Source organism: Duganella paludis (genome assembly GCF_054461335.1).
This window is the reverse complement of sequence record NZ_CM136922.1, coordinates 4,818,393-4,835,065: the sequence shown is the minus strand read 5'-3', so window position 1 is coordinate 4,835,065 and position 16,673 is coordinate 4,818,393. Positions and strand designations below refer to the sequence as shown.

At 63.8% G+C, this 16,673-nt stretch carries 16 protein-coding genes; 10 read left to right on the top strand and 6 right to left on the bottom strand.

Annotated elements, in window-relative coordinates:
* The 3 genes from pheA to gyrA form a co-directional block, all read right to left on the bottom strand.
* A complete protein-coding gene (gene pheA, locus ACXZ1M_RS21310; RefSeq protein ID WP_459049629.1) occupies positions 1-1,074 on the bottom strand; it encodes a prephenate dehydratase in 1,074 nt (357 codons plus the stop codon).
* Positions 1,071-2,162, bottom strand: a complete 1,092-nt coding sequence (gene serC, locus ACXZ1M_RS21305; RefSeq protein ID WP_459049628.1) for a 3-phosphoserine/phosphohydroxythreonine transaminase — start codon at positions 2,160-2,162, stop codon at positions 1,071-1,073. Before serC ends, pheA begins: the two co-directional genes overlap by 4 nt.
* A gap of 80 nt (positions 2,163-2,242) precedes the next feature.
* Positions 2,243-4,873, bottom strand: a complete 2,631-nt coding sequence (gene gyrA, locus ACXZ1M_RS21300; protein ID WP_459049627.1) for a DNA gyrase subunit A — start codon at positions 4,871-4,873, stop codon at positions 2,243-2,245.
* A gap of 406 nt (positions 4,874-5,279) precedes the next feature.
* Between gyrA and ompA the strand changes: the two genes are divergently transcribed.
* From ompA to ACXZ1M_RS21260, 8 genes are all read left to right on the top strand, one after another.
* Entirely contained in the window at positions 5,280-5,996 is a 717-nt protein-coding gene (gene ompA, locus ACXZ1M_RS21295; RefSeq protein ID WP_459049626.1) for an outer membrane protein OmpA, read from the top strand.
* A 126-nt stretch (positions 5,997-6,122) separates the two neighbouring features.
* Positions 6,123-6,818 carry a bifunctional 2-polyprenyl-6-hydroxyphenol methylase/3-demethylubiquinol 3-O-methyltransferase UbiG gene (gene ubiG / locus ACXZ1M_RS21290; protein WP_459049625.1) on the top strand — a complete coding sequence of 232 codons (696 nt, stop codon included), beginning with the start codon at positions 6,123-6,125 and terminating at the stop codon, positions 6,816-6,818.
* Between the two features lie 11 nt (positions 6,819-6,829).
* Positions 6,830-7,519, top strand: a complete 690-nt coding sequence (locus ACXZ1M_RS21285; RefSeq protein ID WP_459054057.1) for an HAD family hydrolase — start codon at positions 6,830-6,832, stop codon at positions 7,517-7,519.
* Between the two features lie 91 nt (positions 7,520-7,610).
* The gene (locus ACXZ1M_RS21280) at positions 7,611-8,642 is read left to right on the top strand and encodes a hypothetical protein (RefSeq protein WP_459049624.1); all 1,032 of its coding nucleotides are present in this window, start codon (positions 7,611-7,613) and stop codon (positions 8,640-8,642) included.
* A 109-nt stretch (positions 8,643-8,751) separates the two neighbouring features.
* Positions 8,752-9,843, top strand: a complete 1,092-nt coding sequence (locus tag ACXZ1M_RS21275; RefSeq protein ID WP_459049623.1) for a hypothetical protein — start codon at positions 8,752-8,754, stop codon at positions 9,841-9,843.
* A gap of 75 nt (positions 9,844-9,918) precedes the next feature.
* The gene (locus ACXZ1M_RS21270) at positions 9,919-10,707 is read left to right on the top strand and encodes an SDR family NAD(P)-dependent oxidoreductase (RefSeq protein WP_459049622.1); all 789 of its coding nucleotides are present in this window, start codon (positions 9,919-9,921) and stop codon (positions 10,705-10,707) included.
* Between the two features lie 78 nt (positions 10,708-10,785).
* Positions 10,786-11,658: an RNA polymerase sigma-70 factor gene (locus tag ACXZ1M_RS21265; protein ID WP_459054056.1), complete on the top strand. Its 873-nt coding sequence runs from the start codon at positions 10,786-10,788 to the stop codon at positions 11,656-11,658.
* An 86-nt stretch (positions 11,659-11,744) separates the two neighbouring features.
* Positions 11,745-12,209 carry a carboxymuconolactone decarboxylase family protein gene (locus ACXZ1M_RS21260; RefSeq protein ID WP_459049621.1) on the top strand — a complete coding sequence of 155 codons (465 nt, stop codon included), beginning with the start codon at positions 11,745-11,747 and terminating at the stop codon, positions 12,207-12,209.
* A 13-nt stretch (positions 12,210-12,222) separates the two neighbouring features.
* Here the strand turns inward: ACXZ1M_RS21260 and ACXZ1M_RS21255 are convergent, their stop codons facing one another.
* Complete coding sequence (locus ACXZ1M_RS21255; RefSeq protein WP_459049620.1) at positions 12,223-13,089, bottom strand: NmrA family NAD(P)-binding protein; 867 nt, start codon at positions 13,087-13,089, stop codon at positions 12,223-12,225.
* Between the two features lie 107 nt (positions 13,090-13,196).
* Here ACXZ1M_RS21255 and ACXZ1M_RS21250 point away from each other — a divergent pair, with 107 nt between their 5' ends.
* Positions 13,197-14,177, top strand: coding sequence for a LysR family transcriptional regulator (locus ACXZ1M_RS21250; protein WP_459049619.1), 981 nt, complete (start codon positions 13,197-13,199; stop codon positions 14,175-14,177).
* Here ACXZ1M_RS21250 and ACXZ1M_RS21245 read toward each other — a convergent pair.
* Complete coding sequence (locus tag ACXZ1M_RS21245) at positions 14,111-15,010, bottom strand: LysR family transcriptional regulator (protein WP_459049618.1); 900 nt, start codon at positions 15,008-15,010, stop codon at positions 14,111-14,113. The two genes, ACXZ1M_RS21250 and ACXZ1M_RS21245, sit on opposite strands and share 67 nt — an antisense overlap.
* A 119-nt stretch (positions 15,011-15,129) precedes the next feature.
* Here ACXZ1M_RS21245 and ACXZ1M_RS21240 point away from each other — a divergent pair, with 119 nt between their 5' ends.
* Positions 15,130-15,894: an SDR family NAD(P)-dependent oxidoreductase gene (locus ACXZ1M_RS21240; protein WP_459049617.1), complete on the top strand. Its 765-nt coding sequence runs from the start codon at positions 15,130-15,132 to the stop codon at positions 15,892-15,894.
* A 92-nt stretch (positions 15,895-15,986) separates the two neighbouring features.
* Here the strand turns inward: ACXZ1M_RS21240 and ACXZ1M_RS21235 are convergent, their stop codons facing one another.
* Complete coding sequence (locus tag ACXZ1M_RS21235; protein WP_459049616.1) at positions 15,987-16,601, bottom strand: PEP-CTERM sorting domain-containing protein; 615 nt, start codon at positions 16,599-16,601, stop codon at positions 15,987-15,989.
* Positions 16,602-16,673: the final 72 nt, after the last annotated feature.

Below are 16,673 nucleotides of genomic sequence, written 5' to 3'. Positions count from 1 at the left end.
TCAGGTCAGGCTGACGGGATACGATCCCAGCACCTTGAAGAAGGCGGCGTTCCCTTGCAGCTCGTCGAGCGCCTTGGCGACGGCCGGGTCCTGCACGTGGCCTTCGACGTCGACATAGAAGTAGTACTCCCAGGTGCCGGTGCGCGCCGGGCGCGATTCGAAGCGCGTCATCGATACGCCGTGCTGCGCCAGCGAACCAAGCAGGCGGTAGATGGAGCCCGCCTTGTGCGGCGCCGCCAGCGCCAGCGAGGTGCGGTCTTCGCCCGACGGGCCGGCCTGCAGCGAGCCGATGACGGCAAAGCGCGTGCGGTTGTGCGGGTCGTCCTGGATGTTGGCCTTCACCGTGCCCAGGCCGTAGCGCACGCCGGCGCGTTCGCCGGCAATCGCGGCGATGCCGTGGTCGTCGCGCGCCATGCGCGCCGCTTCGGCGTTGGACGAGACGGCGCGGCGTTCGATGTCCGGATAATTATTGTTCAACCAGATCTGGCACTGCGCCAGCGCCTGCGCGTGGGCGCAGATGGCGGTGATGCCGTCCATGGTGCCGGTGGCCGTCAGCAGGCTGTGACGCACGGCGATCGAGACCTCGCCGCTGATGGTCAGCGGCGTATGCAGCAGCAGGTCGAGCGTGCGGCCGATGGCGCCTTCGGTCGAGTTCTCGACCGGCACCACGCCGAATTCCGCCGTCCCCGCCTCGGTGGCGCGGAACACTTCATCGATCGATGCGCACGGCAGCACATCGACGGCGGTGCCGAACTGCTCGTACACGGCTTGTTCGCTGTAGGTGCCGGCCGGGCCGAGGAAGGCCACGGTCACGCGTTTTTCCAGCGAGCGGCAGGCGGACATGATTTCGCGCCAGATGGTTTGCAGCTCGGCGTTGCCCATCGGGCCGGGATTGCGTTCGGCCACGCCGCGCAGCACCTGCGCCTCGCGCTCGGGACGAAACACCGGTGCGCCGGTTTCGGCTTTCACATGGCCGACTTCCTGCGCCACCTTGGCGCGTTGGTTCAGCAGGTGCAGGATCTGCGCGTCGATCGAATCGATCTGTTCGCGCAAGGGTTTGAGTTTATCGTTCATGGGTTGTTGGCTGCGAATTCGTTCAAGTAGTCTACGAGCGCTTGCACGCCCTCGATAGGCATCGCGTTATAGATCGATGCGCGCATACCGCCGACGGACTTGTGGCCCTTCAGTTGCAGCAGGCCGCGCGCTTTGGCGCCGGCCAGGAATGCTTCGTTCTTGCTTTCGTCCTTCAGGTAGAAGGGCACGTTCATGCGCGAGCGGCTTTGTGGCGCTACACGCGTTTCATAAAAATCGCTGGCGTCGAGCGCGGAGTACAGCAGCGCGGCCTTGGCCTTGGCGCGCTGCTCCATCTCGGCCACGCCGCCCTGCCGCTTCAGCCACTGGAACACCAGGCCGGCGATATAGATGCCGTAGGTCGGCGGCGTGTTGTACATCGATTCGTTGTCGGCCACCAGCTTGAAGTCGAAGGCCGACGGGCAGGCCGGCAGCGCCTTGCCCAGCAGGTCGTCGCGCACGATGACGATGGTGACGCCGGCCGGGCCGATGTTCTTTTGCGCGCCGGCGAAGATCACGCCGTATTTCGACACGTCGACGCGGCGCGACAGGATGTGCGAGGACATGTCGGCCACCAGCATCACGCCGTCGACCGATGCCGGCACGCCGGCGTCGAAATCGTACTCGACGCCGTCGATGGTCTCGTTGGTGCACATGTGCAGATAGGCCGCGCCGGGCGTGAGCTTCCACTCCGACTGCGGCGGCACCGACGTCATGGACGACGCGGCGACGTTGACGTTGGCGTACTTGGCGGCTTCCTTGATGGATTTGCCCGACCACGAGCCGGTATGGATAAAATCGATGGTCGCTGGCTGCGGCTTGTGGCCGACGAGGTTCAGCGGAATCAGGGCGTTCTGCGACAGTCCGCCGCCCTGCATGAACAAGATCTTGTAGTTGTCCGGTACTGCCAGCAGCTCGCGCAGGTCGCGCTCGGCCGCCTTGTAAATCGACATAAACTCCGGCCCGCGGTGGCTCATCTCCATGACGGACATGCCGCTGCCATGCCAGTCCAGCATTTCAGCGGCAGCTTGCGCCAGCACTTCCTTCGGCAATACGGCAGGGCCGGCGGAGAAGTTGTAGATGTGAGTCATTACGTTCCTTAAAAATAAAAGCGGAGCCAGTTCTATTGACGTGCAATAGTCGTGGCCCCGCTGTCTCGATGCTCTGAGCTTTACTCTGCAGCTGAATCCGGGCCTGGTTCCAGCTCGACTTCGTCGATGTCGGTTTCCACCACGCGCTGCAGGCCGGACAGCTTGGTACCGTCTTCCACTGCGATCAGGGTCACACCCTGGGTCGCGCGGCCCATCTCGCGGATTTCCGACACGCGGGTGCGAATCAGCACGCCGCCGGTGGTGATCAGCATGATCTCGTCGGTCGAATCGACCAAGGTCGCCGCCACCACCTTGCCGTTACGCTCGGAGGTCTGGATGGCGATCATGCCTTTCGTGCCACGGCCGTGACGGGTGTACTCGGTGATCGGCGTACGCTTGCCGAAGCCGTTCTCGGTCGCGGTCAGCACCGACTGCTGCTCGTTCTCGGCCACCAGCAGCGCAATCACGCGCTGGCCTTCGTCCAGGTTCATGCCGCGCACGCCACGGGCGTTGCGGCCCATTGGACGCACGTCGTTTTCGTCGAAACGCACGGCCTTGCCGGAGTCGGAGAACAGCATCACATCGTGTTCGCCATCGGTCAGCGCGGCGCCGATCAGGAAGTCGCCCTCGTCCAGGTCGACCGCGATGATGCCGGCCTTGCGTGGATTGCTGAAGTCTTTCAGCGGCGTTTTCTTCACGGTGCCCAGGCTGGTGGACATGAAGACGTAGTGGTCTTCAGGGAAGGTGCGGTTCTCGCCCGACAGCGGCAGGATGACCGTGATCTTCTCATTGTCCGCCAACGGGAACATGTTGACGATCGGCTTGCCGCGCGAGTTGCGCGAGCCTTGCGGCACTTCCCATACCTTGAGCCAGTACATGCGGCCACGGTTGGAGAAGCACAGGATGTAATCGTGCGTGTTGGCGATGAACAGCTGGTCGATCCAGTCCTCATCCTTGGTGGCCATGGCCTGCTTGCCGCGCCCGCCGCGCTTTTGCGAGCGGTACTCGGTAATCGGCTGCGCCTTCATGTAACCGGTGTGCGACAGGGTCACCACCATGTCCTGCGGCGTGATCAGGTCTTCGGTATTCAGGTCGCTGGCGTTGTGCTCGATGTTGGAACGGCGCGGGTCCTTGTTCGGGTCGCCGAACTCGGTCACCACCGAGGTCATCTCTTCGGTAATGATGGTGGTCACGCGCGACGGTTTGGACAGGATGTCCAGCAGGTCGGCGATTTCGGCCATCACGTCCTTGTACTCGTTGACGATCTTGTCCTGCTCCAGGCCGGTCAGGCGTTGCAGGCGCATCTGCAGAATCTCTTGCGCCTGGTCGTCCGACAGCTTGTACATGCCGTCCGGCTGCATGCCGTAGTGCTTAGGCAGGTGCTCGGGACGGAAGGCGTCGATGCCGCCCAGGGTCTCGCCTTCGCCGGTACGGGCCAGCATCTCGCGCACCAGCGAGGAATCCCACGAACGGTCCATCAGGGCGCTCTTCGCCACCGGTGGCGTCGGCGCGGCCTTGATCAGGGCGATGAATTCATCGATGTTGGCCAGCGCTACGGCCAGGCCTTCCAGCACGTGGCCGCGTTCGCGCGCCTTGCGCAGTTCGAACACGGTACGGCGCGTCACCACTTCGCGGCGGTGCGACAGGAAGCACGACAGCATTTCCTTCAGGTTCAGCAGGCGCGGCTGGCCGTCGACCAGCGCCACCATGTTCATGCCGAAGGTGTCCTGCAATTGCGTTTGCTTGTACAGGTTGTTGAGCACCACTTCCGGTACTTCGCCGCGCTTCAGCTCGATCACCACGCGCATGCCCGACTTGTCGGACTCATCGCGGATGTCGGAAATGCCTTCGAGCTTCTTGTCGCGCACGTTTTCGGCGATGCGTTCGAGCAGCGATTTCTTGTTGACCTGGTACGGCAGCTCGTCAACGATGATGGCCGTGCGGCCGCCGTCCTTGCCGTATTCTTCGTAGTGGGTCTTGGCGCGCATCACCACGCGGCCACGGCCGGTGCGGTAACCGTCGCGCACGCCGGAGACGCCGTAGATGGTGCCGCCGGTCGGGAAGTCCGGCGCCGGGATCAGTTCGATCAGTTCATCGATCGAGCAGTCCGGATTGTTCAGCACGTGCAGCGCGCCGGCAATCACTTCATGCAGGTTGTGCGGCGGAATGTTGGTCGCCATACCCACCGCGATACCGGACGAACCGTTGATCAGCAGGTTGGGGATACGGGTCGGCAGGACGGTCGGCTCTTTTTCCTTGCCGTCGTAGTTCGGCTGGAAGTCGACCGTGTCCTTGTCGATGTCGGCCAGCAGTTCGCTGGAAATCTTGTCGAGACGGCACTCGGTGTAACGCATCGCCGCCGCGCCGTCGCCGTCGACGGAGCCGAAGTTGCCCTGGCCGTCGACCAGCATGTAGCGCAGCGAGAAGTCCTGCGCCATACGCACCAGCGTGTCGTAGATCGAGGCGTCGCCGTGCGGGTGGAACTTACCCATGGTCTCGCCCACCACACGGGCGCATTTGACATAGGGACGGTTCCAGACGTTGTTCATTTCGTGCATCGAGAACAGGACGCGGCGGTGTACCGGCTTCAAGCCGTCACGCACGTCCGGCAAGGCGCGGCCGACGATTACGCTCATGGCGTAATCGAGGTAGCTCTTGCGCATCTCTTCTTCGAGGGAAATTGGGATTGTTTCTTTTGCGAATTGATCCATTGGCCGGTCGTTTTACTGTGGTTTATTAAGCCTCTCCAAAGAGACAGGCAAGCGGTCGATTTTAGCATGGGCGCAAGGCAACAAGCGGATTTCCGCGTTGGCCCAGCAATCATGCGGGGTCGCACACTATTGGTGCGAGTAACAACTTGTAATATTCATGACACATTACTCAATTATTATCGACAATCGCGTTGCAACAAAACAACATTTTGGTTGAACCCGAAACAGCGCCATGTTGGAGCCCGCCAAACGAATTGCGGCGCTTGTGGCAAAATGGACGAGAAGTCAATTGCTTGAATCACAAGCGGAAAACGGGTCCGACGCCCCTGCGTGGTAGAATTCGCCCCACGCAAAGAACTACGACGCGCAGTTTTCTGCAGATATCACCCCCGAAAGGAAAAAAAATATGAAAAAACTGATTTCGATGCTGGCCATCTCGGCTGCATTCGCTGCCTCCGCCATCGCCCAGACCACCCCGACCGCGCCACCATACGCACCGGTCACCACCGACATCAAGGCTTCGACCCCGAAAAGCGCCTACGTTCAGGACGCCCGCGGCATCATCGCCCGTGACCCGTTCGGTCTGTGCTGGCGCACCGGCTACTGGACCCCGGCTGATGCCGTGCCAGGTTGCGATCTGCCACTGTGCGTAGAGCCAGAGAAGCTGGAAAACGGCAAGTGCGTAGCGCCTCCGCAGCCACCAGTCGCTCCAGCACCTGCTCCAGCACCGGCCCCAATGCCAGCACCTGCGCCAGCACCAGTGCCAACCGCACAAAAAGTGAGCTTCGCAGCTGACGCGTTCTTCGACTTCGACAAAGCCGTCCTGAAACCAGAAGGCAAAGCCAAGCTGGACGACGTAGCGTCGAAACTGGGTTCGATCAACCTGGAAGTCATCATCGCCGTCGGTCACACCGACTCGGTGGGTTCGGACGAGTACAACCAGAAGCTGTCGGTACGCCGCGCTGAAGCCGTCAAGGCCTACATCATCTCCAAAGGTGTTGAAGCCAACCGCGTGTACACCGAAGGCAAAGGCGAGAAACAGCCAGTTGCCGACAACAAAACTGCAGAAGGCCGCGCTAAAAACCGTCGCGTAGAAATCGAAGTAGTCGGCACCAGCAAGTAATTCGCTGACCGCTACATGAAGGGCCCCGTCGGCCTGAGCGCGCTCAAGATCGCGCTCAGTGCAGACGGGGCTTTTTTTTGTCCGCTTGCTTTAGAATAGCGGGATTAGTCTTTTAAAATCGTTGCCATGAACGCTGATCCATTAGAACTGCAAAAATTCGCCGAACTCGCCCACCGCTGGTGGGACCCGACCTCGGAGTTCCGCCCGCTGCACGAGATTAATCCGCTGCGCCTGGAATGGATCAACGCGCGCGCCCCGCTGGCCGGCAAGAACGTGATCGACATCGGTTGCGGCGGCGGCATCCTGTCCGAATCGATGGCGCGCAAGGGCGCCACCGTCACCGGCATCGACCTCGGCGAGAAAGCCCTGAAAGTGGCCGACCTGCATTCGCTCGAATCCGGCGTGCAGGTGCGCTACAAGCTGATCGCCGCCGAAGACATGGCCGCGCAGGAAGCCGGCCAGTACGACGTGGTCACCTGCATGGAAATGCTCGAACACGTGCCGGACCCGGCCGCCATCGTGCGCGCCGCCGCCGCGCTGGTGAAACCGGGCGGCCAGGTGTTCTTCTCGACGCTGAACCGCAATCCGAAAGCCTATCTGTTCGCCGTCATCGGCGCCGAGTACATCCTCAACATGCTGCCCAAGGGCACCCACGACTACGAGAAGTTCATCACGCCGTCCGAGCTATCGCAGTTCATCCGCAGCGCCGGGCTGGAAGTGCAAGGTTTCAAGGGCATGGGCTACAATCCGCTGACCAAGATCTACTCGCTCAACGACGACACCAGCGTCAACTACCTGGTGGCCGCGCGCCGCCCACTGTAATCATCATGACCATGACCTTGCCCGCCGTTCCCCGCGCCATCCTGTTCGACCTCGACGGCACACTGGCCGACACCGCGCCCGACCTGGCCGCCGCCGTCAACCTGCTGCGCACCGCGCGCGGGCTAACGCCGACCGACTACGCCATCCTGCGCCCGACCGCCTCGGCCGGCGCGCGCGGCATGATCGGCGCGTCCTTTGGCCTGAAGCCGGAGGACCAGGGCTACGATGAACTGCGCGAAGGCTTCTTCGCCAACTACGCAGCGGCCATGGCCGTGCACAGCGGCCTGTTCGACGGCATCACCGAGCTGCTGGCGGGCATTGAAGCGGCGGGCCTGCAATGGGGCATCGTCACCAACAAGCCCAAGCGCTTCACCGACCCGCTGCTGCCGCAGATCGGCCTGGCGCACGCGGCCTGCTCGATCTCGGGCGACACCACGCCGCACGCCAAGCCGCACCCGGCCCCGCTGCTGGAAGCGGCACGCCGCCTGGACCTGGCGCCGGAGCAGTGCTGGTACGTCGGCGACGACCTGCGCGACATCCAGGCCGGCAAGGCCGCCGGCATGCTGACCATCGGCTGCGGCTGGGGCTATTGCGGCCCGGCCGAACCGCAACATTGGCAAGCCGATTATGTATTCCAGCAACCGCCCGAGCTGCTGGCGCTGCTGCAAACCACGCTGGCGGCCCGGCCATTGGCGGCCTAGGCGTTGTATAGACGAGTCATCGCGCACGAATATGTTGCCGTGCGGAAAAAATATAGGTAGTCTGCATGGCATTTAACTACACAGGTGCATCATGGATTCCCTGGAACTTGCTGCCCAAACCCCGCAGCCGCACTTCGATACCGATCTTCCCCTGCCCCAACGCACCAGCGCCCCGCAAAGCTGGATGGTGCGCGTGGCCGACGCCAAATACTACTGGTACGACCTGCTGACCGGTTTCGGCGAAAAACCCGAGCTGCGCGATCCCATCGGCCGCTACCTGCGCCGCATGCAGTTCGAGCTGGACGCCACCGCCGAACAACGCCACCTGTTCTTCGCCATCGCCCGCCCGCGCGTGCGCTTCGACATCACCGGCGCGGTGCAATGGGGCTTCTTCTCGCTCAAGCTGACCCTGCCGCTGCTGCTGGGCGCGGAGCGCGTGAAAGACCATGTCACCGTCGAACTCAAGGTGCCGTTCGCGGCCACCATGAAAAAGCCGACCGTCATCCTGAGCGAGAATTTCATCAGCCTGAATTGGGGCGGCCTGGTGGAAGTGTTCTCCGTCCACGACCTGCTGCGAACCTATGCTCCCGCCAGCAAACTGCCCGGCAAGGTGGCGTATGTCGGCCATACGCGCGACCCCGACGGCCGCCTCGGCAAGGGCCGTCTACCGGCCATGCACAAGGTGCGCGCCCAGTTCGGCGACGACTACGACACCCTGCTGTTGGTGGTGGGCGTGGCGGTGGACGTGAGCTGCGCCGAAGGCGATCCGGCCGCGCAGCCGCAGAACGCCCATCCACACGAGGCGGAGGCCCTGCAGGACGAGCGCATCGATGTGATCGAGGCGGCCCTGATCCGCCACTTCGAAGGCGCCAGCCCGCGCAACCATCCCGCCGAGGAATGCAAGCTGCGCCGCGAACGCCTGGGCGCGGTCAAGGATGCCAACAACCTGGTCCAGTACACCATCGACCTGGCGCTGCCGGAAGGCGCCGGTTCCTACAACCAGCTCGGTTCCGAGTTCGCCGGGGCGGCCGATCGCCACCTGCTGAGCTGCTTCATCGCCGACGGCCAGGCCCACGTCAGCGCCATGCCCCTGCCTATCGTGACGAAGCGCGCCAAGGCCTGAGTAGTGTTACATTGAGTGATTTTCTTGCCGCTGCCGACTGTTTCCACATGGAAATGTCGCGCTGAAGGCACTATAATCACGGAACGATGAGACACTTGGAGCGCGCAACATGAGCAATGACGACGACGATTACCCAGATCCGTCGCCGGAAGAGCTGGGCATAGGCGCCCTGTTCGAAGAAGCGCCCGAGCCGTTCCACGACCTGGTCGCCCCGCCGCCCGATGCGATGGAGGAGCTGCTGCCGCTGATGCCGCAGCGCACCGCAGCGCCGCAGACCTGGGTGGTCACCGTGGCCGACGCCAAATTCCACTGGTACGACCTGATCGCCGGCTTCCCCGAGGTGCCGGATATCCGCGACCCGGTCGGCCGCCATCTGCGCCGCATGCAGTTCGACCTCGAAGCGACCAGCGAAAAACGGCTGATCTACTTCGCCGTCAACCGCCCGCGTGTGCGCTTCGATACCAACCGCAGCACCAGCTGGGGCTTCTTCTCGCTCAAGCTGACCGTGCCGCTGCTGGTGGGGCCGGAAGAAAAGAAGGAATCGCTGACCATCGAGCTGACCGTGCCGTTCGCCGCCACGCTGAAGAAGCCATCGGTGGTGCTGACCGACCGCTTCCTCACGCTCAATTGGGGCGGCCTGATCGAAGCGCTGTCGATCCACGACGTGCTGCAGCAGTACGAGAACAATCTCAACTACAAGACCGAAGTGCAGTACGTCGGCCAGACCAAGGATCCGGTGGGCCGGCTGGCGCGCGCGCGCCTGGTGCCGGTGCAGCGCGTGCACCAGCGCTTCAGCGAGGACAACGACATGCTGCTGCTGATCCAGCGCATGAACGTGGAAGTGATCTCGGACGACGGCGACCCGGCGGAAATGGAAGTGAACCAGAATCCGATCGCCGCCGACATGCTGCTCAAGGACCGCATCGACGTCATCGAATGCGCGCTGATCCGCTACTTCGAAGGCCCGGAAATGCACGGCCGCAGCGACAAGGAAGCCGAAGTCCGCAAGCAGCGCCTGCGCGAAGTCCAGCAGACCAACAATCTGGACAGCTTCCGCATCGACCTGCGGCTGGAGGACGCCGGCAAGTACCACGACCTGACCTCGCGCCACACCGGCCCCTCGCGTACCCACATCATCGACTGCCAGCTGGTGGACGGCAACGTCATCGTCACCCGCGTGCCGGACAAGGTCAAAACTTAGTACTTAAAGCAGATTGTGCGACTGCCATTTTGGGCTAGGATGGACCACCAACCACCCCTCCCGAAAGGACTCAGCATGCAGATCGATCTGAAAGGCAAGACCGCCATTGTCACCGGCTCCACGCGCGGCATCGGCTACGCCATCGCGGCGGGTCTGGCCGGCGCCGGCGCCACCGTCGTCATCACCGGCCGCAAGCAGGCCGACGTCGACCAGGCCCTGGCGCGGCTGCGCGACAAGGTGCCGGGCGCGCAAGTGCGCGGCGTGGCGGCCGACCTGGCCAACGCCGACGGTTTCGTCGTCCTGCAAAAGGCGGAGCCGGTGGCCGATATCCTGGTCAACAACCTCGGTATTTTCAAGCTGCAGCCGTTTGCCGAAATTCCCGATGAGGAATGGACCCGCTTCTTCGAAGTCAACATCATGTCGGGCGTGCGCGCCAGCCGCGCCTACCTGCCCGGCATGCAGGCCAAAAACTGGGGCCGCATCGTGTTCATCTCCTCCGAATCGGGCATCAGTATTCCGGCCGACATGATTCATTACGGCTTCTCCAAGACCGGCAACCTGGCCATTTCGCGCGGCCTGGCCAAGAGCCTGGCCGGCACCGGCATCACCGTCAACGCCGTGCTGCCGGGACCGACCTTGTCGGAGGGCGTGCAGGACCTGGTGGCGCCGGGCGCCGACTACGCGGCCGCCGAGCGCGAGGCCAATGCCTTCGTCAAGGAACACCGCAGCGGCTCCCTCATCCAGCGGGTGGCGACGCCGGAGGAAGTGGCCAATATGGTGGTCTACGTCTGTTCGCCGCAGGCATCGGCCACCACCGGCGCGGCCTTGCGGGTGGACGGCGGCGTGGTCGACACCATCGTCTGACGGCACGCTCGCGGGAGCGGTCGGCGAAATCGGCTATGCTTGTCACAAAACCGGACCTTGCTCCGTCTTAGGTTCATGATGACCGATACCGACATTTTCACGGCGCTGCGCACGCGCCTGTTCTCGATTGCCTACCGCATGCTGGGCACCCGCGCCGACGCCGAAGACGTGGTGCAGGACGCCTGGCTGCGCTGGCACGACAGCGACCGCGAAGCCGTGCAGTCGGCGGAGGCGTGGCTGGTGACCGTCACCACCCGGCTGTCGATCGACCGCCTGCGCTCGCGCATGGCCGAGCGTGAATCCTATGTGGGCTGGTGGCTGCCCGAACCGCTCGTCGAGCTCGACGAGCGCACGCCGGAAAGCAATGTGGAAATGGCCAGCGAAGTATCGATGGCCTTCATGTGGGTGCTGGAACGGCTGTCGCCGGAGGAGCGCGCGGCGTTTTTGATGCGGCAGGTGTTCGAGCACGACTACGCCGACATCGCCGGCATCCTCGGCAAAAGCGAAGCGGCCTGCCGGCAGATGGTGCACCGGGCGCAGGAACGCGTGCAGCAGCAAAAGCCGCGCTTCGCGGTGCAGAAAGAGCAGCACCACGCGCTGCTGGGCCGCTTCATCGCCGCCGCGCAACTGGGCGATCGCGCCGCCATGAAAACCATGCTGGCCGACGACGTGCAGCTGGTGGCCGACGGCGGCGGCAAGGTCAACTCCTACCTCCACATCCTGCACGGCGCCGGCCGCGTGGCCGGCTCGTTCTGGTCGTTGGAGCACCAGTATCCGCAACAGGTGGTGTACCGCCAGGCCCGCGTGAACGGCGAGCCGGGCCTGATCCGCTACGTCGACGGCAAACTGGAATCGGCCCAATCGTTCCGCATCGAGAACGACCATATCGTCGCCGTCTTCATCGTCCGCAATCCGGACAAACTGACCGGCGTGCCGCAAACTATTTTCTGAAAGCTGTCACAAGCTGGGCGGGTGGCCCGTCTAACAAGGTATGGAGACGCAATTGTGTGTGCTCCGCTTACCTTGAGAGACCCATCATGACCCAAACCGCCCGCCTTCCCTTCTTCCAACTCGCCCCGGCCAACCTGCAGGCCATGATCGCGCTGTCCGGCTCCGTCAAGAAAAGCTCGATCGGCGTGCGCCTGGTGGAGTTGATCAACCTGCGCGTGTCGCAGATCAACGGCTGCGGCGTGTGCGTCGACATGCACTGGCGCGACCTGATCAAGCAAGGCGCCGAACCGCGCCACCTGAACGCCGTCTCCGGCTGGCGTGAAGCCCCCTTCTTCAGCGCCCTGGAACGCGCGGCGCTGAACTGGGCCGAGGCGGTCAACGCCCTGCCCCACAAGCATCCGACCGACGACGATTTCGCCCAGCTGAAAGAACACTTCACCGACAACGAAATCGCCGAGATCAGCTACACCATCGCCACCATTCGCGGTTGGAACGTCATCAACGCCAGCCTGCTCAACCAGATCCCGGAAGTGCCGGCGCCGGGCTTCTAAGCGACTGACGCCGTCACTCCAGGGCAGCGGTCAGCACCTCGTGCAGCGGCCGGGCCGGCGTGCCGAGCAGGCGCTCCAGCGCCGGGTCGGGCTGATCGAAGGCGCCGGCCGCGATCGCCGCCAGCCAGCTGCCGAAGAACCCGGCCACGGACGCCTGTAGCCCGTCCGCCACGCGCTCGGCCACGTACTGCTCGGGCGTGATGGCGGTGTAGCTGATCGGCACTGCCAGCAACTCGGAATACACATCGGCCAGTTCGCGCATGGAATAGCTGACACCCGCGTTCAGGCTGATCTCGGTGTTCTCATGGCCATCGCGGGCCAGGATGGCGGCGCTGGCCGCAGCCAGGTCCTTGCGACCGGTCAGCGGAATGCGGCCCTCTCCGGCCGGCAGGCGCAGGCCCTTGCGCACCACGCGCTCGCCCACCAGCAGCGGAATCAATTCCGCATACAGCGGATGCTGGACGATCGTGTACGCCATGCCGGAAGCGCGCAGCAGCAGCTCGGTGCCGATGTCGCTGTCGGTCACGCCGTCGATCACGGCGGTCACGCCTTCGCGGCGCTGGATCGACGGATAGACGATGTGGCGCACGCCGGCCGCCTCGGCCGCGCGGATCACGTTGCCGTGCTGGGCCAGGCGGTCGCTGAAGGCCACGGCCGACACCAGGAACAACTTGTCAATGCCCTGCAGCGCTGTCAGCAGGCTGTCGTAGTCGTTGTAGTCGGCGCGGCGCACCTCCACGCCGAGCTTGCGCAGCCCGGCCGCCTCCTGCGGATCGCGCGCGCTGGCGACGATCTGCTGCGGCGGCACGTACTTCAGCAAGGCCTCGACGATGCCCTTGCCCAAATGCCCGGTGGCTCCGGTAACCAATATCTTTTTCATGACGCGACTTCCCATTAGACTTAAGGGAGTCAATATAGTCACGATATTGCGCTTAAAATAGAGGCAATTATTTAAATCACTTTCAAGCGAAATCGCGGAATCCCACGTTGGAAAAGCTCGCCAATATCGAATCGTTCGTGCGCACCGCCGAGGCGGGCAGCTTCACGGCGGCCGCACGCCGGCTGGGCCTGACGCCGGCGGCGGTCAGCCGCAACGTCAAGCGGCTGGAGGAAAGCCTGGGCCTGCTGCTGTTCCAGCGCAGCACGCGCAGCCTGGTGCTGACCGAGGCCGGGGCGCAGTTCCTGGCAGACGTCAGCGCCGGCTTGAGCAGCATCCAGGGCGCGGTGGACCGCCTGGGCAGCAGCGACGATGCCCCGGCCGGCCTGCTCCGGATCAGCGTGCCGATCGGCCTCGGCATGGGACTCTTGCTGCCGATGCTGCCGGCCTTCACCGCCCGCTATCCGGCGGTGCAGTTGGAGCTGAACCTGGACAACCGCCAGGTCGACCTGATTGCCGACGGCTACGACGTGGCGATGGGCGCCGCGCTGGAACTACCGCAAGGCATGGTGGCGCGCGAACTGTGTCCGATCCACGTGGTGGCGCTGGCCTCGCCCGCCTTCCTGCGCACGGCCGGCGTGCCGGTCACCATCGCCGAACTGGAACAGCTGCCGGCGATCGCCATGCGCTCGGGCAGCACCGGCAAGGTGCGCGTGTTTTCCCTGTGTAACGGCGAAGGCGAGAAACGGAATGTCGCCCTCAAGCCGGTGCTGATCGTCAACGATACCGAAGCGCTGTGCCGCAGCGCCGCGCTGGGCATGGGCGTGACGCTGGCGCCGCTGACGCTGGCGACCGCCTATCTCGAACGCGGCGAACTGGTGCACCTGCTGCCCGACTGGCACGGCGAGCTTGGCGTGGTGTCGCTGTATTTTTCCGGCCAGCGCCTGCTGCCGGCCAAGACCCGCGCCTTCGTGGACTTCCTGGTGGCCCAGTTCCGCGAGGCGCGTCTAAGCCAGCGTTTCAACTACGCCAGCGTGGCAAACAGCTCTGCGGACCAGTCGATGAACACCCGCAAGCGGTTGCTCACATAACGGTTGGACGGAAACACCACGTAGAACGGGTACGGCGCCGGCTGCCATTTTTCCAGGATCGGCACCAGCGCCCCGCTGGCCAGGTGCGGCGCCGCCATGTAGGCGAAGGTCTGCATCACGCCGAGCCCGGCCAGGCCGGCGGCGAGGTGGGCATTGCTCTCGTTGACGCCCACCGCGCGCGTGCCATGGATCGCCAGCTTTTCGTTGCGCCGTTCAAAGTTGAGCGGCACGTTGCGGCCGGTGCGCGTGGACAGGTAGTGCGCAATCAGATGGCCCTGTTCCAGCTCCGACGGATGCTGCGGCACGCCGTGCTCGCGCAGATAGGTCGGCGTGGCGCAGGTGACCCACGAGGCGCTGCCGATCTGGCGGCCGATCAGCGACAGGTCGGTCAGCTCGCCGCCACGGATCACGCAATCGACGTTGTCGCCGATCAGGTTGACATGCTTGTCCGACACGCCGAGGTCGATACGGATGTCGGGATAGCGCGCCAGGAAAGCCGGCAGCGCCGGCAGCAACACCAGGTTGGCGATCGAACTGCCGGTGTCGATGCGCAGGTGGCCGCGCGGCCGCGTTTGCGCGGCGCTGAAGCTGGCGTCCACGTCATCCAGCTCCTTCAGCAGGCGCTGGGTTTTCTCATAATACTGCGCGCCCTCGGGCGTGACCGAGACCCGCCGCGTGGTGCGCAACAGCAGCTTGACGCGCAGGTGCGCCTCCAGTTGCTGGATGGCCTTGGTCAGGCTGGCGTTCGGCATGCCCAGCGTATCCGCCGCCCTGGTGAAGCTGCCGGCTTCCACCACGCGGGCGAATGCGCGGATCGACTGCAATTGATCCATGATCCTTCCTTATTATTCATGAATGGAAATAATCCATTCGGTTATAGCTACTTTATTCAATAGTTCGGTCGGCGTAAAGTGGATTCCGTCGTCAACCACATTTGAAAAGGAAGTACATCATGAGCAACGCACAAAAACTGGCAGGTAAAGTAGCACTCGTCACCGGCGGCACCAGCGGCATCGGCCTGGCTTCGGCCCAGGACTTCGCGGCACAGGGCGCGGTGGTGTACATCACCGGCCGCCGCCAGGCCGAACTGGATGCAGCGGTCGCCACCCTGCGCGCCGGCGGCGCCAATGCCTACGGCATCCAGGGCGACGTCGCCAAACTGGACGACCTGGACCGCATCTACGCTGAAATTGAAGAACGCTCGGGCCACCTGGACGTGCTGTTCGCCAACGCCGGCGGCGGCGACATGATGGCGCTGCAAGACGTGACCGAAGAACACTTCGACCGCATCTTCGACAGCAATGTGAAAGGCACGCTGTTCACCGTGCAGAAAGCGCTGCGCTTGCTGAAAGACGGCAGCTCGGTGATCCTGACCGCCTCGACCACCTCGGTGCAAGGCACGGAAAACTTCAGCGTGTACAGCGCCAGCAAAGCCGCCGTGCGCAACTTCGCCCGCAACTGGCTGCTGGACCTGAAACCACGCAACATCCGCGTCAACGCCATCAGCCCTGGCCCGGTGCATACGCCAGGCCTGGCCGGCCTGGTGCCGGAAGAGCAGCAATCCGGTTTGCTGGGTCACCTGGCCTCGCTGGTGCCGATCGGCCGCCTGGGTCAGCCGTCGGAAGTGGCGAAGGCCGTCACCTTCCTGGCGTCGGACGACAGCACCTTCATCAACGGCATCGAACTGTTTGTGGATGGCGGCATCGCGCAGATCTGATGCGGCGGGCCGGCGCGGGGCGGGCCCAAAGCAAAAAGGCCGGACCTCAAAGAGGCCCGGCCTTTTCACATCCGCCCTACCAGGGGCAATGCTTAAGCTTTGCGGCGACGCGCTACCAGGCCCATCAGACCCAGGCCAGCCAGCAGCATGGCGTAGGTTTCTGGTTCCGGCACGGCGGCGGCGACGCTGACGTTGTCCACCAGTGCATCGGTGCTGTCGGTGGTCAGGCTGGTGTCGCGGAACAGCAGACGGGTGCTGGTGCCGGTGGCAACGAAGCTGAACGAGTACGGCGAAACCAGCGCGGCCTGGTTGGTGGTGCCGTAGGCGCTCACGCCCAGGGAACCCAGCACAGTCTGGCCGTTCGACGCTTCAACCGTCAGGGTCTGCAAGGCACTGCCGGAGATGGCGCCGTACGAGAAGTTCACGGTGTAGGTTTGGTTGGCAACGGTGGTCAGATCCTGGAAGAGCGTACCGCCGGCCATCTGGCCCCAGCCGAAGAACGCCGCAGCCACGCCATTGGCGGCTGGATAGGTGTTGCCATCGATGCCGCAGCAATTGATGTAAGCCGAGATCGGCGCAAAGCCTACGGTCGCGGTCGAATCCCAACCTGCGCCGCCGTTTTCAAAACCGCCGTTGGTCACCAGTTCAGCCGCGCTAGCGCCAGCTGCAGCAAAGGCCAGCAAGCTGGCAGCGATAATTTTCTTCATGGTGAGCCCTTCAGTAGTAGACATAGAAACAACAGTGATTTCTATTTTACATCGAAAATTTCCTTTGGGGTA